The 16424-nt window shown below is 69.9% G+C and carries 19 protein-coding genes; 5 read left to right on the forward strand and 14 right to left on the reverse strand.

Features of this window, described 5'->3' with window-relative positions:
* A partial coding sequence (locus tag MKK67_RS18975) for a sensor histidine kinase (RefSeq protein ID WP_243968037.1) occupies positions 1-645 on the forward strand: 645 nt, incomplete at its 5' end.
* A 109-nt stretch (positions 646-754) separates the two neighbouring features.
* Here the strand turns inward: MKK67_RS18975 and gmk are convergent.
* From gmk to MKK67_RS19015, 8 genes are all read right to left on the reverse strand, one after another.
* Positions 755-1420: a guanylate kinase gene (gmk, locus tag MKK67_RS18980; protein ID WP_243968043.1), complete on the reverse strand. Its 666-nt coding sequence runs from the start codon at positions 1418-1420 to the stop codon at positions 755-757.
* A gap of 43 nt (positions 1421-1463) precedes the next feature.
* Complete coding sequence (locus tag MKK67_RS18985) at positions 1464-2342, reverse strand: YicC/YloC family endoribonuclease (protein WP_243968052.1); 879 nt, start codon at positions 2340-2342, stop codon at positions 1464-1466.
* Between the two features lie 407 nt (positions 2343-2749).
* Entirely contained in the window at positions 2750-4168 is a 1419-nt protein-coding gene (gene mltG / locus MKK67_RS18990) for an endolytic transglycosylase MltG (RefSeq protein WP_243968061.1), read from the reverse strand.
* Positions 4169-4366: 198 nt separating this feature from the next.
* Positions 4367-5257, reverse strand: a complete 891-nt coding sequence (gene mutM, locus MKK67_RS18995) for a bifunctional DNA-formamidopyrimidine glycosylase/DNA-(apurinic or apyrimidinic site) lyase (RefSeq protein ID WP_243968070.1) — start codon at positions 5255-5257, stop codon at positions 4367-4369.
* 124 nt (positions 5258-5381) lie between these two features.
* Entirely contained in the window at positions 5382-6023 is a 642-nt protein-coding gene (locus MKK67_RS19000) for a Smr/MutS family protein (protein WP_243968080.1), read from the reverse strand.
* The gene (locus MKK67_RS19005; RefSeq protein WP_243968082.1) at positions 6020-7201 is read right to left on the reverse strand and encodes a murein transglycosylase A; all 1182 of its coding nucleotides are present in this window, start codon (positions 7199-7201) and stop codon (positions 6020-6022) included. The genes MKK67_RS19000 and MKK67_RS19005 overlap by 4 nt, the downstream gene beginning before the upstream one ends.
* Positions 7202-7219: 18 nt before the next feature.
* Entirely contained in the window at positions 7220-7936 is a 717-nt protein-coding gene (locus tag MKK67_RS19010) for a Tim44/TimA family putative adaptor protein (RefSeq protein ID WP_243968091.1), read from the reverse strand.
* A gap of 161 nt (positions 7937-8097) precedes the next feature.
* On the reverse strand, positions 8098-8277 hold the full coding sequence (locus MKK67_RS19015) for a hypothetical protein (RefSeq protein WP_243968093.1): 180 nt from the start codon (positions 8275-8277) through the stop codon (positions 8098-8100).
* Between MKK67_RS19015 and secB the strand changes: the two genes are divergently transcribed.
* Positions 8276-8776, forward strand: a complete 501-nt coding sequence (gene secB, locus MKK67_RS19020; RefSeq protein ID WP_243968103.1) for a protein-export chaperone SecB — start codon at positions 8276-8278, stop codon at positions 8774-8776. The two genes, MKK67_RS19015 and secB, sit on opposite strands and share 2 nt — an antisense overlap.
* 314 nt (positions 8777-9090) lie before the next feature.
* On the opposite strand, the gene MKK67_RS19025 is transcribed toward secB, so the two are convergent.
* The gene (locus MKK67_RS19025; RefSeq protein ID WP_243968105.1) at positions 9091-9516 is read right to left on the reverse strand and encodes a hypothetical protein; all 426 of its coding nucleotides are present in this window, start codon (positions 9514-9516) and stop codon (positions 9091-9093) included.
* Between the two features lie 182 nt (positions 9517-9698).
* Positions 9699-10574 carry a LysR family transcriptional regulator gene (locus MKK67_RS19030; RefSeq protein ID WP_243968114.1) on the reverse strand — a complete coding sequence of 292 codons (876 nt, stop codon included), beginning with the start codon at positions 10572-10574 and terminating at the stop codon, positions 9699-9701.
* 91 nt (positions 10575-10665) lie between these two features.
* On the opposite strand from MKK67_RS19030, the gene MKK67_RS19035 reads away from it, so the two are divergent.
* The 3 genes from MKK67_RS19035 (at position 10666) to MKK67_RS19045 (ending at position 12954) form a co-directional block, all read left to right on the forward strand.
* Positions 10666-11226 carry a DUF4865 family protein gene (locus tag MKK67_RS19035; RefSeq protein WP_279601715.1) on the forward strand — a complete coding sequence of 187 codons (561 nt, stop codon included), beginning with the start codon at positions 10666-10668 and terminating at the stop codon, positions 11224-11226.
* A 15-nt stretch (positions 11227-11241) separates the two neighbouring features.
* A complete protein-coding gene (locus tag MKK67_RS19040; protein WP_243968116.1) occupies positions 11242-11634 on the forward strand; it encodes a tautomerase family protein in 393 nt (130 codons plus the stop codon).
* Positions 11635-11721: 87 nt separating this feature from the next.
* Positions 11722-12954, forward strand: coding sequence for an MFS transporter (locus tag MKK67_RS19045; RefSeq protein ID WP_243968118.1), 1233 nt, complete (start codon positions 11722-11724; stop codon positions 12952-12954).
* 233 nt (positions 12955-13187) lie between these two features.
* On the opposite strand, the gene MKK67_RS19050 is transcribed toward MKK67_RS19045, so the two are convergent.
* From MKK67_RS19050 to MKK67_RS19065, 4 genes are all read right to left on the reverse strand, one after another.
* Positions 13188-14063: an RNA polymerase factor sigma-32 gene (locus MKK67_RS19050; RefSeq protein WP_007559662.1), complete on the reverse strand. Its 876-nt coding sequence runs from the start codon at positions 14061-14063 to the stop codon at positions 13188-13190.
* A gap of 354 nt (positions 14064-14417) precedes the next feature.
* Positions 14418-15014: a CarD family transcriptional regulator gene (locus tag MKK67_RS19055; RefSeq protein ID WP_243968120.1), complete on the reverse strand. Its 597-nt coding sequence runs from the start codon at positions 15012-15014 to the stop codon at positions 14418-14420.
* A 560-nt stretch (positions 15015-15574) separates the two neighbouring features.
* Entirely contained in the window at positions 15575-15913 is a 339-nt protein-coding gene (fdxA, locus tag MKK67_RS19060; RefSeq protein WP_058190913.1) for a ferredoxin FdxA, read from the reverse strand.
* A 216-nt stretch (positions 15914-16129) separates the two neighbouring features.
* Complete coding sequence (locus tag MKK67_RS19065) at positions 16130-16423, reverse strand: RNA-binding S4 domain-containing protein (protein ID WP_243968122.1); 294 nt, start codon at positions 16421-16423, stop codon at positions 16130-16132.
* Position 16424 lies beyond the last annotated feature (1 nt).

The raw sequence follows: 16424 nt of genomic DNA on the forward strand, positions 1-16424 counted from the left end.
GAGCTGACGAGCCTGCTCGCCGAGAAGGAGCGCCTGCTGGAGCAAAAGGATCTGCTGACCCGGGAGATCGACCACCGGGTCAAGAACTCGCTGCAGATCGTCTCGGCCTTCCTGCAGATGCAGCGCCGGCAGATCACCGACGCCGAGGCCCGGCAGGCCTTCGCAGACACCTCCGCCCGGGTGATGAGCGTCGCGCGCGTGCACGACAGCCTGTACCAGGCCGAGCGGGTCGACGAGGTCGATCTCGGCCAGACCATCGAGAACCTGTGCAACGACCTCGCGGGCCTCGCCGGCGAGGGCCACGCCGTCGATCTCTCGGCTGAGCCCGGCCTGATGGTGCCCTACCGCAAGGCGGTAGCGCTCTCGCTGATCGCCACGGAACTCGTCACCAACGCGTTCAAGTACGCCGCCAACCCGTCCGGCGGCGGCCGCGTCGAGGTCAGCGTCTCGGCTTCCGGCCCCGGCGAGGTCCAGCTCCGGGTCTGCGACGACGGTGCCGGCCTGCCCGACGACTGGGCCGACGCCAAGGCGCGCGGCAAGGGCTCGGGCCTCGGCATGAAGCTGATCCGGGCGATGCTCGACCAGATCAACGCCCGGCTCGATGTGGCGAACAATCCGGGTGCGTGTTTCACCATCACGGCGTGAGCGCCACCGTCATTGCGAGCGCAGCGAAGCAACCCAGTGCAGCGCGCGCTCTCAGATCGTAGCGTGTCCCTCGGTTGCTTCGCTGCGCTCGCAATGACCGCTTGGAAGCTCAGGCCTCCGCCTCCGCCAGCAGCCCGTCGACGAACGGTGCCAGCCCGGTCCGGCGCGCCCGCTTCAGCCGCTCGGCCAGAAGAATCCCCTGGAGCGCCTTGAAGGCGTCCTGCAGATCCTCGTTGACGATCACGTAATCGTACTCGCTCCAGCGCTGGATCTCGGTCCGGGCGTTGGCGAGCCGCTTCTCGATCGTCTCGGCCGAATCCTCGGCCCGGCGCTCCAGGCGCTGGCGCAGCTCGGCCATGCTGGGCGGCAGGATGAACACCGTCACGACGTCCTGGGCGAGCTTGGCCCGCACCTGGCGGGTGCCCTGGTAGTCGATGTCGAAGATCATGTCCCGGCCCGAGCCCAGGACCTTCTCCACCGGCCGGCGGGGCGTGCCGTAGTAATTGCCGTGGACCTCGGCCCATTCGAGCAGGTCGTCGCGGCTGCGCAGATCCTCGAACGCCTCCCGGTCGATGAAGTGGTAGTGCCGCCCGTCGATCTCGGAGGGCCGGCGCGACCGCGTGGTGACGGAGATCGACACGTCGAGCGCCCAGGCGGGATCCTGTGCGATCGCCCGGGTCAGCGTGGTCTTGCCCGCCCCCGAAGGCGAGGACAGGATCAGGATCAACCCACGCCGCGCGATGGTGTCGGAGACGCTCTTGGCCGGCTCGGTCATCGGCGCGGCTCCGTCCTGTGGTGCATGGTCCGGTCCCAAAAAGTCATTCGATGTTCTGAACCTGCTCGCGGAACTGCTCGACCACCGCCTTGAGGTCGAGTCCGATCCGCGACAGGCTGATGTCGTTGGCCTTGGCGCACAGGGTGTTGGCCTCGCGGCCGAATTCCTGGGCCAGGAAATCGAGCCGCCGGCCGATCGCGCCGCCGGCGGCGAGCAGGTCGCGGGCGCTGGCGACATGGGCGTGCAGCCGGTCCAGCTCCTCGCGCACGTCCGCCTTGCCGGCGAGCAGCATCGCCTCCTGGTGCAGGCGGTCCGGGTCGAGGTTGGTTCCGCCCAGGGCCTCGATGGCGGTCACCAGCCGGGCGCGCACCGCCTCGGGCTTGCGCGCCGGGTTGTCCTCGGCGGCCCGGGTCAATTCGGCGATCCGCTCGACCTGCGCGGTGACCACCTCGGCGAGCTGGCGCCCCTCGGCCCGGCGGGCCTCGACCAGATCGGCCACCACCCGGACCACGCCCTCGGCGAGATCCCGGGCAAGCGAGTCGGTCTCGGCCGCCGCTTCGTCCTCGATCTCGATCACCCCGCGCACGCCGAGCAGCCCGTCCATCGTGGCCGGGGCGACGCCCTCGGGCACCGGCACCCGGGCGACCGCCTGCGCGAGGCTCGCCAGCAGGCCCTCGTTGATCCGCACCCGGGCGGCCTGCTCCGGCTTGGTCAGAGTCAGGGTGAGCTGGCACTGGCCCCGAGACAGGGTTTTTTGCAGGGCGGTGCGCGCGGTCTCGCCGAGCGCGTCATAGCCGGCCGGGACGCGGATGCGCACGTCGAGGCCGCGCCCGTTGACGCTCCGGACCTCCCAGGCCCATTGCACCGCCCCGGTGGTGCCCGCCGCCCGGGCGAACCCGGTCATGCTCGCGATCTGGGCCATGCCGACCCCCCGTCCTCAAGAAGATCGGGGCCTGTAGCACGGATCGGTTCGGGGGGAAGAGGTGGTGGGATCGAGTCCGAAGGTCGGACGGTCCGGGTCCGATCATCACGCCGTCATTGCGAGCGGAGCGAAGCAACCCAGTGATGCGCTCCGTTTTGCGATCGCGCGCTGCCCTGGGTTGCTTCGCTGCGCTCGCAATGACGGAGAGAGCTACGGTCGCGCCTCGGCGCATATCCCACTCGATTTCCTCATCCTGAGGTGCTGCGCAGCAGCCTCGAAGGAGCCCTCCAGGGATCGCGCGGCTGGCTGGAGGCCTCCTTCGAGGGCTTCGCTTCGCGACGCCACCTCAGGATGAGGGCATGTTTGGGAAGCCCATTTGATAGCACCCGCTGCTCCGAAACGCTCCCCTATCGCCGCCCCCGCGGGGCCGGCGTCGGGTCGGCGAGCGCCGGGACGGTCTTGGGCGAGCCGAGATCGTAGCTGCGGTTCTTCAGCGGATCGAGCCGCGTGCCCTCGGAGGCGTCGAAGGCGCGGGTGCCCGGCGTTCCGGAATCGAGGGCGAAGGCCGCGTTGGTGTTCGGTGCGGTGCCCGGCGCGAAGGCCGAGGCGCGGCCGGGGACGCTCGGGTCGGGGCCCGGCTCGACCTTGTCGACCGAATCCGCCGGCGGCGCCTGGCGGCTCTTCTCGACGGCGCGCCAGCGGGCGACGTTGCGCTGGTGGCCTTCCAGCGAATCGGCGAAGGCGTGGCCGCCGCTGCCGTCGGCGACGAAGTACAGGTCCTTGGTGCGGGACGGGTTGGCCACCGCCTCCAGGGCGGCCTTGCCGGGATTGGCGATCGGCCCCGGGGGCAGGCCCTCGATCGCGTAGGTGTTGTACGGGGTCGGCCGGTCGATCTCGGAGCGCAGGATGCCGCGCCCGAGGGTGCCGCGGCCGCCCACCAGCCCGTACACGATGGTCGGGTCGGATTGCAGCTTCATCCGCTTGTTCAGGCGGTTGATGAACACGCCGGCGACCCGGGGCCGCTCGTCGGCCCGGCCGGTCTCCTTCTCGACGATCGAGGCCAGGGTGACCATCTCGGCCGGGGTCCGCACCGGCACGTCGGCGCTGCGCCGGAGCCAGATCTGGTTCAGCACCTCGCGCTGCTTGGCCCGCATCAGGTTGACGATCTGCTGGCGGGTGGCGCCGCGCTCGAACTTGTAGGTGTCGGGCAGGAGCGAGCCCTCGGGCGGGATCTCGTTGATCTCGCCGGAGAGGATGTCGTTGTCGTTGAGCCGCGTGACGATCTGCTCGGAGGTCAGGCCCTCCGGGAAGGTGATCGCGTGCTGCACCTGGCGGCCGGTGGTGACCGTGTCGAGGGCGTCGGCGATGCTCGCATGGGCCTTGAACATGTACTCGCCGGCCCGGAGCGCCGGACGGCCGCCGAAGCGGGCGGCGAACTCGAACAGGCCGGTATGGTCGATCACGCCCTCGCGCTTCAGCGCCTCGGCGATCTCGCCGGTGCCGCTATGGGGCGGGATCACGACGACCTTGTCGGCGGTGAGCGGCCCCGGCTCGCGCACCTGCCGCTGGAACAGGGTGATCCCGATCATCGCCGCGATGGCGATGACCACCGCGAAGGTGAGAGCGCCGCTGATGATGCCGACGAGGCCGCTGCGCTCGCGCACCGGCTTCTCCGGCGGCGGCGGCGCGGCGGTCGGCTTGATCGCCTCGCCCGGCGAGCGCGGCGAGAGCCGCTGCGGCAGGGCGGGCTCGTCGCCCGGATCCTGCGCGATCGAATCCTGTGAGATCCTCTCGGGCGCGGGCGTCTTTGAGCGGCGGAAGAACATCGCGTTCCTGTCTAGATCATCATCCCGAACGCCGGCTCCCGGCCTTCGGGAAGACGACGATGCAACACCGGGCCCGCGCGACCCGTCTCGTGCCGCGGGCCGGCACCGGCGGCCCGCAACCGGGTGCGCGCGTCGAGACTGGCGACCCTAGCCGGGTTTGTGGCGAAAATGCCGTTCTGCGCTGCGAGAGCCGGTCGATCAGGTCGCCGGCTGGCAGGTCGCGCAGAAGAAGGTCGAGCGGTTCGCCTGGACGATCCGGGTGATCGCGCCGCCGCAGCCCGGGTGGCGGCAGGGCTCGCCGACCCGGTCGTAGACCCGGAAGGCGTGCTGGAACGCCCCGGCGCTGCCGTCGGTGTGGGCGTAGTCGCGCAACGTCGAGCCGCCGGCCTTCACGGCCTCCTGCAGCACCTGCACGATCGCCTTGGCGAGGGCGTTGGCCTTGGGCGTCGGCCGCCCGTCGGGCTTGGCCAGGAGGCCGGCCGGGGTCTCCGGGTGCAGGCGCGCCCGGTGCAGGGCCTCGCAGACATAGATGTTGCCCAAGCCCGCAATCAGGCGCTGGTCGAGGAGCGCGGCCTTGAGCGGCGCGATCTTGTGCCGGAACAGGCCGGCGATCACCGCCCCGGTCAGCCCGTCCAGGGGCTCGATCCCCATGTTGGCGAAGTGGCGGCTGCTCGCGAGGGTCTCGCTCGGAACCAGGTCCATGAAGCCGAAGCGGCGGGCATCGTTGTAGGTCACAGTGGCGCCGGTGCTCATCGCCATGACCACGTGGTCGTGCTTGGGCGTGCCCTGCGCCCCCTCCAGGTAGAAATCCCCCGGCGAGAGATTGCTGCCGTCGGGCAAGGCCACATCGAACCGGCCGCTCATGCCGAGATGCATGATCAGCGTCTCCCCCGAATCGAGGGCGGCGGTGAGGTACTTCGCCCGGCGGGCGAGATCGGTCACGGTCCGGCCTTCCAGCCGCGCCGCGAATCGCTCGGGGAACGGGAAGCGCAGATTCGGCCGCCGTAGGGTCACCCGGCTGAACCGGGCGCCGACCATCGCGGGCACCAGGCCCCGCCGTACCGTCTCGACCTCGGGAAGCTCCGGCATTTTTTTTCCGAGACTTTTTCGTTGGACCGCATGCGCACGCGGTCCGGATATCGAATTCTTCGACGGGAACGGCAACGGCGCGGTTTGCCGCCCTATCCCGCGAAGAGCGTGCGAAGGCTGGCGCTCAACGCCGGCGAAGTCTGACGTAGAGTGCGCCGCCGCCGCCGTGATGCCGGGCCGCCTCTTCGAAGCCCAGCACGATGCCCTGCAGCTCGGCGCCGCGCAGCCAATGCGGCACGCTGCGCCGGAGCACCCCCCGCTCGGCGAAGGCGTCGGGATAGGCGGAGCCGCCCCTGTCCTGCCCGCCCTTGCCGGTGACCACCAGCACGTAGGCATGCCCGGCCGCCCGGCATCGCAGAAGGAATCCGGTCAGCGCAGCATGGGCTTCCGCCTGGACCATCCCGTGCAGGTCGATCCGCGCCTCCACGGCCAGACGGCCCCGGCGCAGCCCGACCTTGGCCTGCCGCTCGAGCCCGGACGGCGGGGCATGGCTCTGGGGCGGTGCCTGGTAGGGCGCGGCGGTGACCTTGGGGGGCAGGGCGGCCGCCGGCTTGGGCGGCGGCTTCGGACGGGGCTTCTGCGCAGTCGGGCTCGCCGACGGCTTCAGGATCGGCGCCGCCAGCGGCGGCATGGTCGCGGTCGGTGCCGGCGGCGCCTCGGCGGGCAGGGGCGCCCGGCCCGTCAGCGGTGTCACCAGCTTGGCGATCTCGCTCCAGAGCCTCGCCTCCCCAGCGGTCAGCCGGCGCGTACGGCGCGGCGGCCTCACGGCGCGACCCCGCGGGCGGGCTTCGGCAGCAGCACCACGAAGCCGACCGCATCGCGCAGGTTCCCGGCCGCGATTCCGGCCTGCGCCCCGGTGCCGACGAACAGGTCGCCGCGGGCCGGCCCGACGATCGCCGATCCCGTATCGGCGGCGATGACGAGGCGCCCGGTCTCGCTCGGCGCGGCGCCCGGAAGTTGTCCGACGAGCCAGAACGGCAGGCCGTAGCGCCAAAGCCCGCCATCCACCGCCAGGCTGCGCCCGGGCGTCAGCGGCGCGTTGGCGGCGCCGGGCGGCCCGAGCGCCGGGTCGTCCACCGCGGCGAGGCGGAAGAAGATGTAGGAGGCGTTGGCGCGGATCAGGCGGCGGGCGGTCTCGGGATGCGCCCGCAGCCACGTCGTCCAGCGGGCCAGCGTCAGGCCCTCCAGCGGCAGGTGGCCCTCCTGCACGATCAGCTTGGCCACCGCCGTGTAGGGCTGGCCGTTGCGTCCGTCATACAGCACCCGGACCGCCCGCCCGTCGGGCAGGCGGACGCGGCCCGAGCCCTGGACCTGGAGCACCAGCAGGTCGACCGCGTCGCGCAGCCACAGGATCGGCCGGGCCCGTGCCCCGAGCGCCCCGTCCTCGATCGCGGCCCGGTCGGGATAGGGCCCGAACCCCTCCGCGGTGGCGCGGGCGGCGCGCAGGGCCGGGTCGAGGCCGGGCCGGGTCTCGCCGGGTGCCAGCGAGACGAGGTCGTCGGGCCGGGCGAGCACGGGCGTCGGGAAGTCCGGCCCCTGTGTGAGCGAGCCCTCCAGTTCCGGCTCGAAATAGCCGGTGAGGAAACCGGGCCGCTCGGAGCCCGGCTTCACCACCCGGTACGCCTCGAACCGATCCCGGAAGAACGCAGCCGCAGCGTCAGGCGCGACATCCAAGGCGTCCTTACAGGCCGCCGAGAGGGCAGCGGGATCGCCTGCGACCCCCGTCGGCTGCGGCAGGGGTGGAGGCGGCGCGGCGCAGACCCGGCGGAACGCGTCGAGCGCAGCCGCGGGTTCGGGTCCGGGAAAGCCCGGCAGGGCGGCGAACGGAACCGGCGTCAGAACCGCGCCGCCGACCTCGGCGAGGGCGGCCGGTGTCGAGGCGGCTAGGAGAGTCGCGAAGAGGAAAGCCGGAACACCTCCGGACCAGGCACGCAGGTTTGGCACGGCAACGGGGTCACGAAATCAGGCGCCGGCCTCGGTGGCCACGAGTTGCCAGTTCGGATCCCGCGAGCCGAGGGTGCGCGCGAAGGTCCAGACGTCGGGCACCTCGACCACGGTCTCGGCGCTGCCGTCGACGACCTTGCCCTCGGCGTTGCGGGTGGCGGTGATGAGGTTCGACAGGAAGCGCACGGTGATCTGCGCCACGCGGTTGCGCACCTCGATGGCGACGATCTCGGCCTTGTCGATCGACACGAAGGTGGTCTCCAGGGTCTGCCGGTTGCGCTCGCGCTCGGCGATCGCCCGCTCGAACGCCTCGCCGACCTCCTTCGAGAGGAGGCCCCGCAGGGTCTTCCGGTCGCCCTTGGCGAAGGCGATCATGATCGTCTCGTAGGCCGCCTTGGCCCCCTCGATGAAGGCGCGCGGGTCGAAGCCGGGCTCCGCCTGCACGGCAGCCTCGAGACCGCGGGCGATCTCGGAGCCGGGCTCCGCGATGCCTCGCCAGTCGCGGGCGGCGACAGTGGCCTGGGTCGGGGCGGGCTGTACCCGGTCGGCGCCGGGCAGCCGCACGACGTTGTCGCCCTCGGAGCGCGCCTGCGGCTCGGTCCGGCTGCGGTCCACCGGCTTGAACGGCGAGCGCTCCGCGCCGGTCTTCTGGCCGAGCACCGAGCGCAGGCGCCAGATCACGAAGACGGCGAGCGCGAGAAAGATGATCGTCGTAACGTCGAAGCTGTCCTGCATCACCGATCCGATGGTGGCCGCGGCGGGACCTCGTGCCCCTTGCCGAGGTCGTGCGCGGTGCGGCGCCGGCAAAGCGCTCGCGGGTCCAGGCGACTCATAACCGACCAGCGCGCTCGGAGCGAGCCGGTTGTACCGGTGCGGAACGCCGCGATCCCCGTCCCTCAACCGATATGGGGCGCGGACACCGCCGCCGCCAGCGCCACGCCAGCCTGCTGCTTGTCCGTGCCCGGCGCGCGTGTTAGCGGCGCTGCCTTCCGGGCCGCTTCGCGGTGCCGTTCAGCGGCTCCCGCCGCGACAACCCGGGCCGGCTCTGCCGGTCGATCGAGAAGGATGATCCGCATGGCCGACTCTCCGGCAGCCAACGGCAACGGCGGCGGCATGCCGCAGGGCGACGCGCCGACGATCAACGCTCTGGCGCAGTACACAAAGGACCTGTCCTTCGAGAACCCGAACGCGCCGCGCTCGCTGCAGCCCAAGGAAGGCCTCGGCCCGCAGATCAACATCCAGGTCAACGTCACCGCGCAACAGCTCTCGGACACCGATTTCGAGGTCGAGCTGACGCTGGAGGGCGACGCCAAGATCCAGAGCGACGTGCTGTTCGCGTTCGACGTGAAGTATGCGGGCGTCTTCCGCATGGTCAACATCCCGGCCGACCAGCTTCATCCCGCCGTGATGATCGAGTGCCCGCGCCTGCTGTTCCCGTTCGCTCGCCAGATCGTGGCCGAGGCGGTGCGCAACGGCGGCTTCCCGCCGCTCTACATTGATCCGATCGATTTCGTCGCCCTCTACCGCCAGAAGGCCATGGATGCCCAGGGCGCCGGCGGCCCGTTGGCTTCCTGAGGATCCAAGGCGTCCCGATGTTCCGAGAGCGCTCCCGATCGCATTGCGTCGGGGGCGGCTCCCGTTTTTGATCGCGAGCGCCCGCTCCCGCCGGATCCGTCGCCGCTTTAGCGCAGGCCACCGCGCCGAGCGTCGGTTCCATGGCGCGGATCCATTCGGGCTCAGGTACGGGCTGGAACCGCAGGCTTCGTCTTGCTGTCCTGCTTCCGCGCGTGATCGCGGTCGAAGGTCCGTGCCGCCTGGTAAAAGTACGCGAAACCGCCGCCGATTATCCCGCCGACAAGGAAGAGCAGAAGGGGAGCGTTCGACATCGTTCAACTCTCGCTTCGCATGAACCGGAGCATGATCTGGCCCGTGAGCGGCAGGAGTGTGCCTGCGCCAACGCCCCAGCCGGAGACCTGATCGGGCGATGCGTGGTTTCCAATGTAAGGAACGATGAAGGCGGCGCCAATGATGGCCGCACCAAGCGTGTTGGTGAAGCTGCCGAACAGTTTCCGATGCTCGTTGAGCTTTCTCGCATCAAGCTTCCGAAGGGCGTCGTCCGAATTCACTGTTTTGCGCCATCGGCCGAACCATTCAAGCGCGACGGCTATCAACCCGCCAGCGGTAATGCCCGAGACGAACGACCATCCTGGGAATGGGTCGGAGCTTGTCAGGCGATCGTAGATCGCTTCAACGATTGCCCAGAACATAGTCCCGCCCCCCCTGCCGCCGAGGGTTCGGGTGATCGCATCGATCACGTTGTCGGCGTCGGATTCGGACTATGTGGCCGGCGCCGTCGCGAGGCTTTCGCCTAGGGCGAGCGGACGCAAGATCTGGCCGGCAGGCACCGAGGCAATGCCGCCGCATTGATTCTGGCGACGCTCTCGTCGGCCGTCGCCGAGTCCAGGTTCGATGTCGTGCAGGCGGGTCGTGACAGGTTTCAGCGGCCGCCGGGACCGCGATAGGCCGCCGCCAGGGTGCGCAACGCCTCGGCAGGCCGCCCGGTGAGCCGCCGGGACCGCAGCACGATCCAGGTGAGCGGCAATTCGGGCAGGCCGAGGCGCGCGCCGACCTCCACGCCCCCCGGCGGGGCTGTGCTCGGCGCCAGGGCGGCGATGGCGAGGCCCGCCGTGACCGCTGCACCAACGGCCAGCACGCCGCCGCCGACGAACACCTCCGTCCAGGGTAGGCCGGCCGCATCCAGGGTGCGGGCCGCCGCCGCCCGGACGTTGCAGGGCCCCGACAGGCCTGCGAGTCGCACGGGCTCGCCCTGCGGAGGGGCCGGGAAATCCTGCGCCGCGAACCAGCCTAGCCGCTCCTGAGCCAGGATGGTCCCGCCGCGCTCCGGCCTTTCCTCGGTCCGCAACAGCACCGCGTCGTAGCCGCCCTCGCCCGGGGACTCGAAGGCGGAAGCGAGGTCCCGTGACGGGACGATCCGCACCTCCAGGGTTAGTCCTGTCTTGTCGAGGCCGAGGCGCCGGAGCAGGGCGGGCAGGTCCGGGCCGGCGACGTGGTCGCTGATGCCGAGGCACAGCCGAGCCGGCACGTCGGCCGTGATCTCCGACAGGGCGCTCTCATGCGCCTCCAGCAGTCGCCGCGCCGCCGACAGGAACAGCTCGCCCTTCCGGGTCGTGGCCACGTGCCGGGGCGTCCGATCGAGCAGCCGCTCCCCGAGCCGATCCTCAAGACGCTTGAGGCGCAGGCTGATCGCCGCCTGCGAGGTGTCCAGCGCCTCGGCGGCGCGGGTGAAGCTGCCGAGATCGACCACCCGCACGAAAGCCAGGACGCCGTCGAGGTCGAGGGGACGAGGCAGCATCACAAGCATCCGTTATCAGAGATATTCCCAGCGATATCTCGCTCTTATGATCGTTGCCTGCAACTCTGCCGGCGCGACAGAGGAGGGGACGATGCTTGTTGCACGCTACCGGCACCGCTTGCCGGCCGATTATCCGATGGATCGAATCCGTACGCGGATAGCCGAACGGGCGCCCGCCTGGGACACAATGCCGGGCCTCGTCTTCAAGGCTTTCGCCATCGAGGATCGCGCACGCGGCGCGGCGGCGAATGCCTATAGCTCGCTCTATCTGTGGCGCGACACCGGTGCGGCCGCCGAATTCCTTATCGGGCCGGGCTTCCGGGCCGTGATCGAGAGTTTCGGGCGCCCGCAGGTGGAGACGTGGCTTCCGCTCGACGTGAGCCTCGGCGCTGCCGCGACCAGAGTTGCCCTGTCCGAGGAGACGCGGCAGATCGGTCCCGACGAAAATCTCGGCCAGTTGCGGGAGACCGAGCAGGTCCGGGGACGGGACATCGCCCAGCACCCGGGCGTTCTGGCCACCTTGGTCGGGCTCGAACCCGCCACGTGGCGGCTGACGCGCTTCACCCTGCAGGCCGACCGAGCCGACACCCAGTCCGGCACCGAGGTCGCGCATCTCGCAGCCCCTGGCCTCGCGGCCCTGCGCAATCTATGAGCGAGGCTTGATGCGATGCCCCTGATCCGCATTTCCCTGCGCGCCGGCACCCCTCCGGCCTACCGCACCGCCCTGGTGGAGGGTGTCTACGCGGCCCTGCGCGAGACCTTCGCGGTGCCCGAAGGCGACCGGTTCGCCCTCGTCCACGAGCACGAGACGGCGAACTTCCACTACGGACCGAACTATCTCGGCATCCACCGCGGCGACGCGCTCGTGATCATCCAGATCACCGCCAACGCCACCCGAACCACGGCCCAGAAGCGCGCGCTCTATGCCGCCATCGCCCGCAATCTCGGGCGCGAGCCGGGGGTGAAGCCGGCCGACGTGCTCGTGAACTTGGTCGAGGTCGCCCCCGAGAACTGGTCGTTCGGCGACGGGCTGATGCAGTACGGTCCGCCGGACTCCTGACGGTGCGGGAGACGGGTGCACCGAGCCGGGCTTGACCGTAACGAGACCGGAGTCCAGGTCCGGGGCCCGCCGCCAGACCTGGATCGCATGAGCCCCACAGCGCACCTCGCTCTCATCAACCTGTTCATCGGTGACATCCAGGGTGGCCTCGGGCCGTTCCTGGGGACGTGGCTGGCGCAGGCCGCGTCCTGGAGCCCGGCGCGGGTTGGGTTCGTCATCACCCTGGTCGGTTTCGGGACGCTGTTCCTGAGTGGCCCGTTCGGGGCGCTGGTCGATCGCTTCCCCCGCCCGCGCCTGCTGGTGGCGCTGGCCTGCGCGGCGATCCTGGCGGGTACGCTCCTGCTCCTGCCGGCGCGAAGCTTCTCCGCGGTGCTGGTGGCGCAGCTCCTCGCCGCGGCCGGCGGCACGCTGCTGCTGCCGGCGGTCGCGGCGCTGACCCTCGGGATCGTCGGGAAGGATGGGTTTCCCAAGCAGCAGGGCCGCAACCAGGCCTTCAACCATGTCGGTATCCTGATCGCCGCCGGGGGCATCAGCCTCGGCACCGGCACGTTCGGCCCGGCCATCGCCTTCTGGGTGCTCGGCGGCATGGCGGTCGCCGCGATCGTCGCGACCCTGACGACGCCGGCCGGCGCCTGGAACCGCCGCCGCGCCGTGGGCTGGCAGGAGGACGCGGACGACGAGCCGCAGCGCAGCGGCATCCGCCAGGTGCTGGGCAACCGGCGCCTGCTGGTGCTCACCGTGGCGCTGACGCTGTTCAACCTGGGCAGCGGCGGCATGCTGTCCCTGCTCGGCCAGAAGCTGGTCGCCACCGCCGCCGATGCCACGACCTGGACCGCGCGCTACGTGATGGTGGCGCAGCTCGTGATGGTGCCGGTGGCGCTGTTCGCCGGCTCCCTGGCGGATCGGCGCGGGCGGCGTCAGCTCCTGATGGTGGCCTTCGCGGTGTTGCCAATCCGGGCGGTGCTCTCGGGCCTGATCGACGATCCGGTCTGGCTCATCACCGCGGAAGTCCTGGACGGCGTAGCCTCGGGCATCGTCGGGGTGGCGGTGCCGGTGATCGTGGCGGACCTGACCTGGGGCTCCGGTCGTACCCAGACGGCGCTCGGCAGCGTCAACGCCGTACAGGGCGTGGGCGGCGCCCTGTCAGGCTGGTATGGCGGCCTGTCCTACACTGTGTTCGGCTGGACCGGTGCATTCCTCGCCCTCGGCGTGCCGGCGCTCATGGCCCTCGCGCTGGTGATCTGGCTCGATACCACCCCCGAGCCTGGGCGGCGCCGGCGTCGACGGGAGCGGCGCAGCGCGGCGATCCAGGGGGCGTAATGGGATTTCAAAGGGCTTCCAGCCCTTTGGCGGGGTTTGGGGCGGAGCCCCGAGTTCGCAGGGCTCCGCCCTGCACCCGCAAAAGGTCGATGACCTTTTGAAACCGGAACGCAGGTCCAGACATGGGCCGAGTCGACGCGGTCGCTAGAGGACCGAGTCTTAAACAGCGAAAAGCCCGGCCTGTATGGCCGGGCTCGTTCGAGAACTCCACGCACTATCGCTCGGTGGGACGTTCAGCCGATATGCGGGCTGCCGGTGGCGGCCGGGAAGCGGTCGGCCAGGGCGCGGCGGAGCTTTTCCAGGGCACGGTTCTCGATCTGGCGGACCCGCTCCTTCGAGATGCCGAGGCGCTGGCCCAAAGCCTCCAGGGTCGCCTGATCCTCGGCGAGGCGCCGCTCGCGCAGGATCCGCAGCTCGCGCTCGGACAGGACCGTCAGCGCCTGCTGCAGCCAGCTGAGGCGCCGCTCGCCGTCGACCGTGGCGCTCACGGTCTCGTCCGGCAGCGCAGCGCCGTCGACCAGAAAGTCCATGCGCTCGGAGGAGGCGTCGTTATCCTCGCCGACGGGGGCGTTCAGCGACATGTCGGGGCCCGAGAGGCGGGCATCCATCAAGGCGACGTCGTCGCGCGAGACGCCAATGGCGGTGGCGATGCGGCGGTGGATCTCGTCGCCGACATGCTCCTCGGTGGATTGCATCAACCGGGCGCGCAGCCGACGCAGGTTGAAGAACAGGGCCTTCTGGGCCGAGGACGTGCCCCCACGCACGATCGACCAGTTGCGCAGGATGTAGTCCTGTATCGAGGCCCGGATCCACCACGTCGCGTAGGTCGAGAACCGGACATCCCGCTCGGGCTCGAACCGGGCGGCGGCCTCCATCAGCCCGACATGCCCCTCCTGCACGAGGTCGGCCATCGGCAAGCCGTAGTGACGAAAACGCCCCGCCAGAGCGATGACGAGGCGCATATGGGCTGAAATCAGGCGGTGCAGCGCACGCTCGTCGCGGTTGTCCTTCCAGCGGACGGCGAGACCGCGCTCTTCTTCCCGTGCCAGGAAGGGCGCCTCCATGGCAGTCCGTATGAACTGCCGTCGAATTCCAGCGATATCAGCCATCCCGCCTGCCTCTTGTTGCCGAGTGCTGTTGCGGCGCCGAACGGAGCGTCCAACCCGCAGGGCGTCACCGATGGGCGGCGCCAGGCAACCGACAACGGGAGGCAAAACGCGAAAGTTCCGCCGCATCGCTTCGCAGTGCGACAGCAGAGCGGCCACGTTTTCGTGTTCCGTCGCCAGAAGATGGGTCCCGGCGTCGCACCGTCCAGTCCCCCGACCCTTCGATCCCTTGGGAGAAGCGATGGGCTGCAGGCCATCGCGCTGAATCGGTCTCCCGTCGAGCGGTACCCAGGCGGGCATAAAAAAAGCCCGGCCGCAGAGGGCCGGGCTTTGTTTCGTCTTAAGGAAAAAGGCGCCTCAGGCGGCCACTTCCTGGATGTCGTCACCCTCGCCTTCGGCTTCCGCCTCGGGCTCGGCCTCCTTGGCGCGGCGCGGCGACTTGGCCAGGCTCTGCTCGATCAGCTTCAGCGCCTCGGTCTCGGTGATGCGGTTGACCGACGAGATCTCGCGCACGATCCGGTCGAGAGCCGCCTCGTAGAGCTGGCGCTCGGAATAGGACTGCTCGGGCTGGGCCTCGGAGCGGAACAGGTCGCGCACCACCTCGGTGACGGCGAGCAGGTCGCCCGAGTTGATCTTGGCCTCGTATTCCTGGGCGCGGCGCGACCACATGGTGCGCTTGATCCGGGCGCGGCCGGTCAGCACGTCCAGCGCCTTCTTCACCAGTTCCGGCTCGGCGAGCTTGCGCATGCCGACGCTGTTGGCCTTCGCGGTCGGGACGCGCAGGACCATCTTGTCCTTCTCGAACGAGACGACGAACAGCTCAAGTTTGTAGCCCGCGATCTCTTGCTCTTCGATCGCGGTGATGCGACCGACGCCGTGGGCCGGATATACGACGGCCTCACCGGTCTTGAAGCCCTGCCGGCCTGCGGTCGTCGTCTTCTTGGCTGTGGTCATGCGAGAAGGGCCTCCACTGGCGCGCGACGCTCCGCGCCGCGCAAAACCGTGTTCTTCCGGGCGGGATACCCGGTTTGCCTCGCCGTTCCCGGGATCCCCGTCCCGAAGGACAAAAATCCGGGCGTTCCCCGGCGCGGCCGTGCAAACACCGGAACATCCGCCGGAGTCACCCTCGGCGGTCGTTCGCGTGCCACTCCTCATAGGGTACGAAAGCAAAAGGCATTTCGGCCGGAAGGGTGCACGTCTGGCGCAAGCGACGGCAGGCAGATTGTGTATCACAATCCGGCGCGCAGATCAAAGCATCCCTGAAGAAGCGCGCGCGGTCCGGGCGCGGCCTCGAAAGAGTTTTACACCGGCTTGGCCGGAGGGGAATGACCTGCCCGCGGCTCAGGGCTTCGCTTGACGCAGGTCGACGATCGTTTCCGCGGTGATGCACAGCCAGCTGCCGGACCGATGACGGATCGCAACATTGTGAGGCAAACCGTTATCCAGACTCTGTGCGGTCACACCTGCGTTTCAATCCACCTGGTCCGACGCGACCTCCGCCGGGGCGCCAAGCTCTAGTCGCCCGAGCCGGGGTTGGCCGAGAAGTGCGCCTCGAGCTTGCCGGCGACGCCGTCCCATTCCTTGGCGTCGCCCGGAGCGTCCTTCTTCTGCGTGATGTTCGGCCAGCTCTTGGCGTAATCGGCGTTGAGCTTCAGCCAGGTCTCGAGGTTCGATTCCGTATCGGGCTTGATCGCCTCGGCCGGGCATTCCGGCTCGCAGACGCCGCAATCGATGCACTCGTCCGGGTGGATGACGAGCATGTTCTCGCCCTCGTAGAAGCAGTCCACCGGACACACCTCGACGCAGTCCATGTACTTGCACTTGATGCAATTGTCGGTGACGACGTAGGTCATCGGCTATCTTCGTCCCAAAATTCTGGTCTGCCGGGGCGGAGCCTCGGAGGCCCGCACGCCCAGGTGGCGCTGCGATGGTGCGCCGCAAAACCTGGCGTCGAACCAAGTCTTTCGGAAGCCAAGGGCTCTAGACCCTGCCTCCCGGGCTGACAAGCGCGCGGGTGTCCCAGGGGGGGCGCGATCCGATCCTCGATCGGCGGATGTGGCGCCGGCTCATCACTCGGGCGGTTCGATCTCCGTCTGGACGCTGGCCAGATCTTCGTAGAGAAGCCGCGCCTCCGGGGCGGGTCCGCGGCGCTCGCCGAGGCCGAGCACGCGCACGGCCAGGGTCGCGTGGGGGGCGGCGACCGTCACGACATCGCCGATCACGATACCCTTGGCCGGGTTCTCAGTGCGGGTGCCGTTCACCCGCACGAAGCCGTCTTCAGAGAGGCGCGCGGCCAGGGATCGGGTCCGCGCGAACCGCGCGAACCACAGCCATTTGTCGAGCCGTTGCCGACCCTCCCGCATC

The sequence above is a fragment of the Methylobacterium sp. J-072 genome (assembly GCF_022829425.1).
GTDB lineage: Bacteria > Pseudomonadota > Alphaproteobacteria > Rhizobiales > Beijerinckiaceae > Methylobacterium.